At 71.4% G+C, this 11,366-nt stretch carries 10 protein-coding genes; 4 read left to right on the top strand and 6 right to left on the bottom strand.

The window, feature by feature from the left end; genetic code table 11:
- Positions 1-709 precede the first annotated feature (709 nt).
- Positions 710-1,528, top strand: a complete 819-nt coding sequence (locus ADL15_RS20575; protein WP_373873002.1) for a SigB/SigF/SigG family RNA polymerase sigma factor — start codon at positions 710-712, stop codon at positions 1,526-1,528.
- A gap of 48 nt (positions 1,529-1,576) precedes the next feature.
- Here ADL15_RS20575 and ADL15_RS20570 read toward each other — a convergent pair whose 3' ends face one another.
- Positions 1,577-2,782, bottom strand: coding sequence for an MFS transporter (locus tag ADL15_RS20570; RefSeq protein ID WP_067693499.1), 1,206 nt, complete (start codon positions 2,780-2,782; stop codon positions 1,577-1,579).
- A gap of 111 nt (positions 2,783-2,893) precedes the next feature.
- On the opposite strand from ADL15_RS20570, the gene ADL15_RS20565 reads away from it, so the two are divergent.
- Positions 2,894-3,601, top strand: a complete 708-nt coding sequence (locus ADL15_RS20565; RefSeq protein ID WP_067693440.1) for a DedA family protein — start codon at positions 2,894-2,896, stop codon at positions 3,599-3,601.
- Positions 3,602-3,775: 174 nt separating this feature from the next.
- Here ADL15_RS20565 and ADL15_RS20560 read toward each other — a convergent pair whose 3' ends face one another.
- The gene (locus ADL15_RS20560) at positions 3,776-4,477 is read right to left on the bottom strand and encodes a hypothetical protein (RefSeq protein WP_067693437.1); all 702 of its coding nucleotides are present in this window, start codon (positions 4,475-4,477) and stop codon (positions 3,776-3,778) included.
- A 173-nt stretch (positions 4,478-4,650) separates the two neighbouring features.
- Between ADL15_RS20560 and ADL15_RS20555 the strand changes: the two genes are divergently transcribed.
- On the top strand, positions 4,651-5,487 hold the full coding sequence (locus tag ADL15_RS20555) for an SDR family NAD(P)-dependent oxidoreductase (RefSeq protein WP_067693434.1): 837 nt from the start codon (positions 4,651-4,653) through the stop codon (positions 5,485-5,487).
- A 152-nt stretch (positions 5,488-5,639) separates the two neighbouring features.
- Here ADL15_RS20555 and ADL15_RS20550 read toward each other — a convergent pair whose 3' ends face one another.
- Positions 5,640-6,755, bottom strand: coding sequence for an NHL repeat-containing protein (locus ADL15_RS20550; protein ID WP_067693431.1), 1,116 nt, complete (start codon positions 6,753-6,755; stop codon positions 5,640-5,642).
- Positions 6,756-6,761: 6 nt separating this feature from the next.
- Complete coding sequence (locus ADL15_RS20545) at positions 6,762-8,822, bottom strand: alkaline phosphatase family protein (protein WP_067693428.1); 2,061 nt, start codon at positions 8,820-8,822, stop codon at positions 6,762-6,764.
- 97 nt (positions 8,823-8,919) lie between these two features.
- On the opposite strand from ADL15_RS20545, the gene ADL15_RS20540 reads away from it, so the two are divergent.
- The gene (locus ADL15_RS20540) at positions 8,920-10,092 is read left to right on the top strand and encodes a glycoside hydrolase family 18 protein (protein WP_067693496.1); all 1,173 of its coding nucleotides are present in this window, start codon (positions 8,920-8,922) and stop codon (positions 10,090-10,092) included.
- Here the strand turns inward: ADL15_RS20540 and ADL15_RS20535 are convergent.
- Together ADL15_RS20535 and ADL15_RS20530 are read right to left on the bottom strand one after the other, a co-directional pair.
- Positions 10,089-10,772 carry a LamG-like jellyroll fold domain-containing protein gene (locus tag ADL15_RS20535; protein ID WP_232344240.1) on the bottom strand — a complete coding sequence of 228 codons (684 nt, stop codon included), beginning with the start codon at positions 10,770-10,772 and terminating at the stop codon, positions 10,089-10,091. The two genes, ADL15_RS20540 and ADL15_RS20535, sit on opposite strands and share 4 nt — an antisense overlap.
- A gap of 7 nt (positions 10,773-10,779) precedes the next feature.
- Entirely contained in the window at positions 10,780-11,274 is a 495-nt protein-coding gene (locus tag ADL15_RS20530; protein ID WP_067693422.1) for a hypothetical protein, read from the bottom strand.
- Positions 11,275-11,366: the final 92 nt, after the last annotated feature.

The raw sequence follows: 11,366 nt of genomic DNA, 5'->3' as shown, positions 1-11,366 counted from the left end.
TTGGCACTGGCTTATCAAGCACCCTGTTGAGTTCTCAAAGAACAACCGCACACCTTCAAACGTTCCGCTCTCGCGGCCCGTTCCCCGGGGCACTCGTTCGACTTTACTCTCGCTCTTTCGTTTCGCCAAATCCGCGGTTTCCCTCAGATTTAACCGAACCGATTTTCGCTCGAGTCCCGCGGAACCTTACACGATGAATTCTCGCGTTCAGTCTTTGGGGTTTCGCAGGACGGCCGGTAGCGGATCTCCCCGCTTGCCTCGCCCGTTTCCCTGCGACTTGGAGAACATTACCCGGTCCCCCGCACGACACCAAATCGACCCCCCGAGGACGACACGCGTGAGGCAGATGAGTGCTCCGGGCCGCACCGGACCAGTCGATACGGGCGTGAACGGTGCGCCCATTGTGCGCACTGTGATCACACGATTCCGGATGGTCAGCGGCTCCCTATATAAGGAGGGCGCTTTATAAAGGCCTCACCTGCAGGTTCGCCGGCCATCGAGGCCCAGCACTCCACTCGGCCGAGTGTCACTCATACTTTCGGCTAGTCTTTCCTCGGTCGACCGGCTAGGGTGGTCGCAGCCGAACAGACAGCAGCAGCGGACGGCGACGGTCTTGAACGCGTCGTCTGTGGAGATGGATACCCCGACGATCCAGGCCCCAAGCACGAATGGGACCGGCTCTTCGGGAAGGTGCCAGGGAGGACCACGCATGACAGTCATGGAGACTTCGACTTCGACTTCCGTCGCGACGACGACGGAGGCCAGCGCCGAAAGCCCCGTTGACAGCGCGGCGGAACTGCTCAACGCGATGGCCGCGATGCCGGCCGGGCACCCGTCCCGGGCTGCGCTGCGCGACCGGGCGATCGAGGCCTGGCAGCCGCTGGCTCGCCACCTCGCCAACCGGTACTCCGGTCGCGGCGAGCCCACCGACGACCTGATCCAGACCGCCATGGTCGGTCTGATCAAGGCAGTCGACAAGTTCGACCCGGAGCGCGGTGTCGACTTCGCCGGCTACGCGATCCCGACCATCATCGGCGAGATCAAGCGCCACTTCCGCGACCGCACCTGGTCGGTCCGCGTCCCGCGCCGTCTGCAGGAGCTCCGCCTCGCGATCACCGAGGCGAACAGCACCCTGACCCACCGCCTGGACCGCTCGCCGACCGTGCCGGACATCGCCGGTTACCTCGGTATCAGCGAGGAGGAGGTGCTGGAGGGCCTGGAAGGCGCCCGCGCCTACAACGCCACGAGCCTCTCCACCCCGATCAGCGCCGACGGCACCACCGAGCTGGGCGACACCCTCGGCGGCGAGGACCACGAGTTCGAGCTGGCCGAGACCCGCGTGGCCCTCGGCCCCGCACTCGCCACGCTCAACGAGCGGGAGCAGAAGATCCTGACCCTGCGGTTCTACGGCAACCTGACCCAGTCGCAGATCGCCGACCAGATCGGCATCTCCCAGATGCACGTCTCCCGCCTGCTGACCAAGGCGCTCGTCAAGCTGCGCGGCCAGCTCGCCAGCGAGACGCTGTAAAGCAGAGCGGGACGCTGTAAGCAGAGCGGGACGCTGTAGAGCAACCAGCTAAACCCTGTCGTCGAGAAGGTCCCGGTCCAGCGTGGATCGGGACCTTCTTGCGAGCAGGACCCCGGCCAGGACCAGCGCGAGAGCCTCCATCCCCGCGCCGACCAACGGCGTCGAGGCGTAGCCCCAGCCGTCCGCGATCGCCCGGCCGCCGAAGTACGCACCGGCCGCGTTCCCCAGGTTGAACGCCGACACCGCGGCCGACGAGGCGAGCAGGTTCTGCCCGTCCGGGCCGGCGGCGACAAGCACCCGGTTGGTCAGGCCCGGCACCGTGGCGTACGCGACCACGCCGAGCACGAAGAGCGTGATCGCGGCGGGGGCCGGTGAACGCGCGGCCACCGGGAAGATCAGCAGGACCGCGAGCATGGCCACCGAGGCGCCGACGACGGTGCCCATCAGCCACCGGTCCGCGGCTCGCGCGCCGATCACGTTGCCCAGTACGAGTCCGGTGCCGAACAGGGCCAGCAGCCAGGGCAGCGCGCCCACCGGGAACCCGGCCACGTCGGTCATCAGCGGCGCCACGTAGGTGTACGGGGCGTACACCGCACCGAACGCGCACGCGGTCAGCGCCAGGGCCAGCCACAGCTCGAGGTTCCGGAACGCGCCGAGCTGCCCGGTGCTGCGCGCCGGCCGGCTGTCCGGTACGAACAGCGCGGTGGCCAGTGCCGCGATCAGCCCCAGCCCGGCCATCGTCCAGAACGTGGCCCGCCAGCCGAGCTGCTGACCGAGCAGGGTGCCGAGCGGCGCCCCGGCCACCGTCGACAGGGTGAGACCGGCGAGCATCGCCCCGATCGCCCGGCTGCGCCGATCCGGCATCAGGTCACCGGCGACCACGGTGGCGAAACCGATGAACGAGCCGTGTCCGAGCGCGGCCACCACCCGGCCCGCCAACATCAACGGGTACGCCGTGGCCAGCGCCGACAGCACGTTGCCGAGCACGAAGAAGGCAAGCAACCCGACCAGCACCGGCCGGCGGGAGCGCGCGACGAGCAGGCTGGTCACCAGGGGACCGCCGAAGACGACGCTCAGGGCGTACCCGGAAATCAACAGACCCGCGGTCGGGATGCTGACCCGCAGGTCGGTGGCGATGTCCGGCAGCAGGCCGGTGATCACGAACTCGGTCATCCCGATGGCGAAGGTGCCGACCGAGAGCGCGGCGAGTGCCGGGGCCGTCCGGGTGCGCGTCACCACGCCGGTATCGAGCATCCGTTCACTCTCACCGAACGTGTACCGGGCCGCTACCCGAAAGGTCTGACCGTGGTAACGGAACCAGGTCCGTGCGACCGGCGTCACCATCGGCGGCTACCGTGTTAGCCGATGCCACCTTCAACCGAGCTCCCCGGATTCCTGCACAGCGTCGCCCCGCTCCTGGACCGCTGGGGTTATCTGGCCATCGCCGCAGTGATCGGCGTGGAGAGTTTCGGTGTGCCAGCGCCGGGCCAGACGATCATGGTGGCCGCGTCGATCTACTCCGGCACCGGCCGGTTGAACATCTACGTGGTCGCGCTGATCTCGTTCATCGCCGCGGTGGTCGGCGACAACATCGGGTACTGGATCGGCCTGCGCGGCGGCCGCAAGGTCGTCGACCGGTTCGGGAAATACATCTTCGTCACCCCGGAACGCCTGGAGAAGGCCGAGCAGTTCTTCGCCCGGCGCGGCAACCGGATCATCGTGGTGGCCCGGTTCATCGACGGGTTGCGGCAGCTCAACGGCGTGATCGCCGGCATCACCAACATGCCGTGGAAGACCTTCCTGATCTACAACGCGATCGGCGCGGCCCTCTGGGTCGGCTGGTGGACCACGGTGTCGTACCTGCTCGGCTCGAACCTTGTGATGATCATGGAGCACGCGCACAGGTACAAATGGCTGGCCATCGGGCTGGGCGTGGCCGCCGTCGCGACCTACGTGACGCTGCACGTCCGGCACATCCGCCGCCGCCGAGCCCGCGCCGCAGCCGCCGCCATCGCACCGACTTCGGCGGCCCCCGCTGCTCCGGCCGCTCCGGCCGAGGAGAACCCGGTCTGACCCGGCCGGCCCAATCCAAGATCGACTTTGGTCCGGGCCGCTGTCAGCATCCCGGTCCGCGCTTCATTTTTCTGGTACGCACAGAGCACCGCCCTGAGCGTGCTCCCGGAACACAGAGATGGTCCCCGCCGCCCACGGCAGGGACCATCTCTGCTTCTACCCCCAGAGGAAAGTTCAGGTGCCGGTCGCGGCGGCGGACGGCTGAGTGCCGGTCGGCGCCTGCCCGTTCTGGCCGGGTGCGCCACCGCCCTGACCTGGTGCACCACCGGCGGGCACCGACGAGCTGCTGTCCCCGGAGAGTGCCGCGGTGACACCGGCGCCCACTCCCGCGCCGGCCAGCGCGGCCGCGACCAGGGCGGCGACCAGCGCCATCTTCGGACTCCTCCGGGCCGGCCTGCCGTCCTCGCCGGGCTGGCCAGCGCCCGGCGGCGCCCACGGCGCGGGCTCGGCGGCCGGTGCGGCGTGCACCCCCACCTCGCGGTGAACGTGCTGCGCCGGAACCGGCTCCCGGTACCCGGTGGAAGCGACAGCCGCCGAAGCGGACGAGGCATAGGCGGCGCGGGCGGGGTCGGCGCCCCAGTTGTCGTCCGAGGACCAGCCGCCCGGGCGGTCCCGGGAAGCGTGCGCGCCGCCTGGCGCCACGGGGGAGTCGAGCCAGGCGGCGGGCACACCTCCCGGCTCGCCGGTCGGGGACTGCCACTGGTTTGTCGGTATCTCCCGCTCGGCCGACCACGACCCGGTCGCGCCGGCCCAGGAGCCGTGCGCCGGCTCGGGTTCGGGCGGCCGGGCGGCGAACTCGGCCGACGGCGGCCAGGAGACCGGCGGGCCGGCCGGGTGAGCGGGGGCGGAGCGTTCTGAGGGGTCATACGCGGTCATGTCTGCTCCTCGGTCGGTTGCTTCGCTCCGAAGAGACTGGCCACCGTCCCTATGGGCATCCTGTGTCACTGGTAAGCGGCGGTTATCAGTAGGACGGGGCGGGCGGGATCGGCCGCAGACCGGGATAATCGCCAGTGACAGCGCGGCCACGGAGCGCACGGAAGGGGCTAGACGTGCAACGGTTCACGTTCGCGGGACGCACCTGCGTGATCACCGGGGCGGCCGGCGGGATCGGCGCGGCACTGACCCTGGAGCTCGCCCGGCGGCGCGCCGTGCTGGTCCTGGTCGACAAGGACACCGACGGGCTGGCCGGGATCGCCAAGATGGCCCGGGACCTCGGCGCGACGGACGTCTCGACGTACGAAATCGATCTCAGCGACGGTGCGGACCGCGGCGATCTCGCCGCGGAAGTCTCGTCCCGCCTCGGTGGTGCGGATCTTTTGATCAACAACGCCGGGGTAACGCTGTCCGGGACGTTCGAGCAGAACCGGATGGCCGACGTGGAGTGGCTGCTGGAGATCAACCTGCATGCCGTGCTCCGGATGACCAAGGCGTTCCTGCCGCAGTTGCTCGCCCGGCCCGGTTCGCACGTGGTCAACATCTCGAGCCTGTTCGGCCTGATCGCGCCGCCCGGCCAGGTGGCGTATGCGACGAGCAAGTACGCGGTGCGCGGCTTCACCGAGGCGCTGCGGCACGAGCTGGCGCCGCGCGGTGTCGGCGTGACGGTGGTCCATCCCGGCGGGGTGCGCACCAACATCGCCCTGAACGCCCGGCTCAGCGGCACCGACGCGGACGGCGCGCAGGCGGCCGACAACCGGCACTTCCACGAGACGGCGCTGACCCTGCCGCCGGAGGAGGCGGCCCGGCAGATCGTGGCCGCGATCCAGTCCCGCCGGCCGCGCCTGGTGATCACAAAGGCCGCGCGGGCCGCCGACCTGCTGGCCCGGGTGATGCCGGCCCGCTACTGGTCGATCAGCGAACGGGTCGCCCGCACCCGCAAACTCACCTGACCCCAGCTGGCGCTCAGGGGTCCCTCACCACCCCCGAGACACCCCCACAAGCCAGCCGAGAACCGCGAGCGGACCGCCGGCTGGCGCCCAGGGGTCCCTCACCACCCCCGAGACACCCCTGCGAGCCAGCCGGGGGGGCGGGACCCGGCGGGTTAGAAGCTGACGTAGTGGGGGCGGGGGTGGTTGTCGATCGTGGTGAAGTCGCCGCCGGCCTCGATCGTTGACGGGTGGTGGCCGGGGCTCAGTACGCGGACTCCGATCACGCCGTTGGCCTGCGGGTTCCACTCCGTGAGCACGCCGGCCGAGGTGATCGACGCGATCTTGACGCGGGGCACCGCGCCGTCCAGGCAGGCGCCCTGCGGACCGTTGCGCGCGGTCAGGCAGGCCCGGTCGAAGTGCCCGCCCACGTAGGTCACCCCGTCCAGCGTGGTGATCGCGACGGCGTCACCGTCGAAGACGCGCTGCCAGCGCAGCTTGCCGTCGAAGGCATATGCCACGGCCCGCCCGCCCTGCCCGCCGGTCGCCACGTAGACGCCCGCGCCGTCCACCGCGATCGCGTTCACCTCGGCCACCGGGCGTGGCAGGAACAGCTTGTCGACCGCGCCGGTACGCCCGCCCACCACGGCCAGCCGGAGCGTGCCACGGACCCCGTCCACGCTGTGGAAGCCGCCGCCCAGGTAGAGCCGGTCGCCGCTGACCGCGAGGCTGTGCACCCGGTCGTCGGCGGCCGGGTGCCACTTCGGGTCGAGCCGGCCGGTGGCCAGTGAGAACGCGGCCACGTTGGACCGGGCGGCGCCGTCCACCCGGGCGAAGCGTCCGGCCAGGTAGAGGCGGCCACTTCCGGCGGCCAGGGCGTACGGGGTGCCGTCCACCGCCGGAGCGAACGGCGCCGGCCGGCCCGAGCCGAGGCTGAGCCGGGCGACCGAGTCCCGCTTCTTGCCGGAGATGGTGTGGAACGAGCCGGCCACGTAGACCGCGTCCGGGGTGGTGACCAGCGCCCGCACCGTGTCGTCGGCGGCCGGGTTCCAGGGCAGCAGCGCACCGGTACGGGAGTCGTAGGCCGCCAGCCGCTGCCGCGGATACTTCCGCCCCGCCGCGATCGCCGCGGTGAACTCACCACCCACGTAAACGGTTGAACCCCGGCGGGCGATCGCGTGGACGTTGCCGTTGAACGTCGGCGCCTCCCGGATCACCGCGGCCGCCGCCGGAACCGCGGGCAGCAGCAGGAGCGGAACGAGCAGAAGGAACTTCAGATCTCCCAGGCGCACACCGGTCTAACCCTCCCGGCTCTCCGAAAGTCGCGCTGCCAGGTCCCGGTCCAGGTCATCGACGTGCAGCGGGTCGCCGGCCGGCACCGCGGGGCGGACCGGCTCCCGCAGGCCCAGCATCTCCAGCCAGGCCACCAACTGCCGGTGCACCTCGTCCGGGCCGTCCAGGTCGCCGGCCACCGTCCAGGCCGCCGGGTGCACCATCATCGCGTCGGTCTGCCAGCCGCCCAGGCCCCCGTGCGAGCCGACCAGCTCCTCGAACGCGGCGACCTCGTGGGTCTCCGGATCCACCGAGCTGATCACGACGAGGTCGCCGATGTGCGCCGCCCGCTGGTGACGCAGCAGATCGGCGCGGGCCTGCGCACCGTACGGAAGAAGGGGATCCTTGCCGGTCACCACACCGTCGGTGAGCCGATGGGCGCCTCCCGGCCCGTACGCGATGGGTCCGTCCTCATCCCCGGCCACCACCAACCCGATGCCCGGATGGGCGGCCAACCCGGCGATCAACCTGGGGTATGTCTCTTCGATCTCGGCCCGCAGGACCCGGTGCGGGAAGCGGGTCAGGTAGACCAGCGACAGGTTCCCGGACGACATCACCAGCAGCGGCGCGGCCGAGGGCGGGTCCGGCGCGCGTTTGCCCTGCTCCTCGGCGGGATGCCGGGGAGCGGACGCGGAATCCGGCGCGGTCAGCCGCTCGACCACCTGGTCGAGGGTCTCGCCGTGCCGCTGCCGGAACGTGGCGCCCTGGCTCTGCCCGTGGTCGGAGAGCACCACGACGTGGTAGTGGCGGGCGGCCTCCGGTGACAGCCGTTCGAGCACACCGAGCATCCGGTCCAGGCTCTCCAGCTGGCGCATCGACTCCGGCCGGGCCGGGCCGGCGTGGTGCGCCACCTCGTCGTAGTCGACCAGGTCGCAATAGATCACCGGGACGCCGCGGGCCATCTGCTCGGCCATCAGCGAGACGTTCACGTCGCGCAGCAGCATCGAGGCCGGGCGCAGGGCCAGGAACGCGCCGGAGCGGCTGACCCGCGGCTGCAGGTTGCGCCGGCGCTGCAGGCGGGCCTGGTGCAGCTCGGTGAGCACCTCGGCGACGCCGAGGACCAGGGCGCGGGTGAAGCCGTACGGCGACGCCATGAACGCCGCCCAGCCCCGCGCCGACCGGCCCGGCAGCGCGGCGTGGCTGACCGTCAGCAGGTTGGTCGCGGCGTCACCGCCGAACGCGTTGCTGATGCTCACCCCGCCCCCGCTGAGCAGGCCGTGACCGTCGCTGAGCCGCACCTCGATCACCGCGGCGTCGCGGGGCCGGTTGGAGACCATCACCTTGCCGGTGTCCTTCTCGAACCAGCGGAACGCCGGGATCTGCCGGGACGCACCGTGCAGGATGCCGGCCTGCGACGCCGGGGTGGTGGACGGCAGGCCGGTGTGCCAGGGGCGCAGGGTGTGGCTGCCGGAACGCAGCCAGTGCCCGAGGATCGGCAGGTTGCCGGCCCGGATCGCCCAGCGCAGCACCGGCTCGGCCACCCCGTCGAGCTGGATCACCAGCAGGCCCGGCGCGGTGCCCGGGCGCGACCGGCGCAGGGTCAGTAGCGGGCCACCGGCACGCCGGGCCGCGCGGCGGCGCACCCCGCGCATCAGCCGCCGGGCCTCCCGGACGAACGTGTCGTCGCTGCCGGCCTCGGCCATCCAGTCCAGCAGGGCCGCGAAGACCACCGCCAGGATCGCCGCGGTCACCAGGGTCGGCAGCCCGCGGATCCGGTTCGCCGGATCCAGCTTGAGCGCCACCATCATCACCACGACCTGGGCAACCACCCCGAACAGCATCGCGCCCCAGCCGCCCAGCGCGGTGACCCCGAGCAGCAGCAGCGGGCGCAGCACCGCGCCGACCAGCGCAACCAGCACCACCAGGCCCAGGGTGTCGGCGATGTCGGCGCTGGCGACACCGGGCATCAGCCACAGCGCCACGGTCACCACCACGAACGTGGTGGTCGCGCTGCGCAGCACGGCTCGGGCCCGGCGCAGCACGCGTCGCCAGGTGAACAGGGTGCGCAACTCCGGGCTCAGTGCCACGGCTCGACGATCGCACAGCCGGTCCCGCCCGGCTCACCCGCACTCGAACGAGGGAACGGCGGGCAGATCACCCGTCCCGGGGGCTAGCTTCGTGCCGGTGCGTGCCCGTTCGGCGACTTTCGCCCTTCTCCTGCTGATCTTGTCGGCGTGTCAGTCGCCGTCCCGCCCCGAACCCGCTCCCCCGGTCACCCGGGTGGTGGCCGGATATTTCACCGAGTGGGGGGTCTACGGGCGCGGCTTCCGGGTGAAGAACGTCGCGGCCGACCGGCTCACCCACCTGATGTACGCGTTCGGCAAGGTCGACGGCGGACGCTGCGGGGTCGGTGACGCGTGGGCGGCGTACCAGAAGCCGGTCAGCGCGGCGGACAGTGTCGACGGCGTCGCGGACTCGCCCACCGACCCGCTGCGCGGCAACTTCGGGCAGCTGAAGAAGCTGAAGGCGGCCCACCCCGGCCTCAAGATCCTCTGGTCGTTCGGCGGGTGGTCGTGGTCGGCCGGGTTCACCGCGGCGGCCAAGGACCCGGCGGCGTTCGCCACGTCGTGCCACGACCTGGTCACCGACCCGCGCTGGGCCGGGGTGTTCGACGGCATCGACGTGGACTGGGAGTACCCGAACGCGTGCGGGATCAGCTGCGACGCCAGCGGGCGGGACGCGCTGACCGGGCTGCTGGGCGGGCTGCGCACCGCCTTCGGCGCCGGCGCGCTGATCACCGCGGCGGTGCCGGGTGACGTGCGGAAACTCCAGGCCGCGGATTACTCCGGGGCGGCGGCGCAGGCGGATTGGCTCAGTGCCATGACGTACGACTACTTCGGCGCCGGGAACACCGACGTGCACACCGCGCCGCACTCGCCGCTGACCGCGTACCCGGGAATCCCGCGGGCCGGTGCGACCGCCGAGGCGACCGTGTCCGAGCTGCTGCGGCAGGGGGTGCCGGCCGCGAAGGTGCTCTTCGGCGTCGGGTTCTACGGGCGCGGCTGGACCGGGGTGGCCAGCGCCACGCCGGGTGCGGCGGCGACCGGTCCGGCGCCCGGGAAGTACGAGAAGGGGATGGAGGACTACAAGATCCTCGCCGGTCGGTGCCCGCCGACCGGGACGGTGGGCGGGACCGCGTATGCCCGGTGCGGGGCGCAGTGGTGGTCGTACGACACCCCGGCCACCGTCCGCGGCAAGGTCGAGTACGCCCGGAGCAAGGCGCTCGGCGGTGTCTTCGCCTGGGAGCTCTCCGGCGACTCCCCCGACAACGCGCTACTGACCGCCCTGCACGGCTAGCCGATCCGCAGCCACACGTTGTCGAGGGCGCCGTTGAACTGGTCGTTGTCCCGGTAGGCGCCCTTGCCCCCGATGCTCAGCGGCCGGTTGTTCGCCACCGACAGCGTGGCCGGGATCCGGCTCCGGCCGCGCAGCACCTCGTCCACGTAGATGTCGAACCGGCTGCCGGCCCGCTCGCAGCGCACGCTGTGCCAGTGCCCGTCGGCGGCGGAGACCGAGCTGCGCACCATCCGGATCCCCGGCCGGCGTACGTCGACGAGCACGCAGCTGGGCTGCCCGGCCACCCCGTCGATCTGCAGTTTGTACTGGCTGCTGGTCTTCGAGTAGCCCTTCTGCAGCACGTTCTGCCCCTTGCTGGTCTGTGTCGGCAGCAGCAGCACGTCGGCGCCGTACGCGAGGTTGCGGGTGCCCGGGTTCAGGTCGGCGGTGTTCGGGCTCTGCAACGCCACGTGCGGGCAGAGCGACGCCACGCAGCGGGGCGGGAAGGCCAGCGCGTTGCCCGGCCCGTGCACCACCGGACGGACCTGCCCGCCGTGGCCGGCGACGACCCGCAGGTTGTGACCGAGGCCGGACTCGTCGAGGATCGTGGCGACCCGGCCGTTGAAGCCGTACCGGGCGATCATGACGGGGGCCGGAGCCGGTACGAGTCCGGCGATCATCAGGACGACGGATAGCAGCACGGTGTGGTCACCCGAAGAAATTCTGCACCTGGGTCAGCGTCAGGTAGCCCTGCTCCTCGAGCTCACGGGGCACCGAGGTGAGCGCCTTCTCGATCACCGGCAGGTCGTCCGCGCCGGCCGGTGGCGGGGCCGGCTCCGGGCTCGGCGGCAGGTCGGGCAGTGCCATCGCCTCCCGGATCACCTCGAACATGGTCCGGACCTCGGTCACCGCGCGCCGCATCAGCTCCTGGTCCGAGCAGTCCGGCGGGAGCGCGCAGGTGAAGATCGCGCGGAGCTGGTCGTCGACCCGGCGGATGTCGGCGCTGGGCCGCAGGTGCTCGCGGCCCTCGGTGACGATGCCGAGCTGGCACCCGCGGATGCCGCTGGAGTTCCACCACTGCTGCCAACGCGGGTCGACGTCGATGGTGTGCACGGCGTGCTGAAGAGCCACCAGGTAGTGCCGTGGCGCCCGGCCGTCCCGAGTTGCCGTCCCCAGCCTCGGATGGAGCCAGAACTCGTCCATGGTTGGTTATGGTCGCAGCCCGGGCCGCAACATGTGTGAATTCCCGGCCGCACGTCAGGTGGAATACACCTGACCACCCCCGCACAGTTGCA

Origin of the sequence: Actinoplanes awajinensis subsp. mycoplanecinus, from assembly GCF_001509495.1 — a bacterium.
Classification (GTDB): Bacteria; Actinomycetota; Actinomycetes; order Mycobacteriales; family Micromonosporaceae; genus Actinoplanes; species Actinoplanes palleronii.
This window is presented reverse-complemented; position numbering and strand designations above follow the sequence as displayed.

Excerpts from the sequence above, each read along its gene's own strand:
- ADL15_RS20575 (WP_373873002.1), top strand. The coding sequence starts at position 710 with ATGACAGTCATGGAGACTTCGACTTCGACTTCCGTCGCGACGACGACG.
- ADL15_RS20570 (WP_067693499.1), bottom strand. The coding sequence starts at position 2,782 with ATGCTCGATACCGGCGTGGTGACGCGCACCCGGACGGCCCCGGCACTC.
- ADL15_RS20565 (WP_067693440.1), top strand. The coding sequence starts at position 2,894 with ATGCCACCTTCAACCGAGCTCCCCGGATTCCTGCACAGCGTCGCCCCG.
- ADL15_RS20560 (WP_067693437.1), bottom strand. The coding sequence starts at position 4,477 with ATGACCGCGTATGACCCCTCAGAACGCTCCGCCCCCGCTCACCCGGCC.
- ADL15_RS20530 (WP_067693422.1), bottom strand. The coding sequence starts at position 11,274 with ATGGACGAGTTCTGGCTCCATCCGAGGCTGGGGACGGCAACTCGGGAC.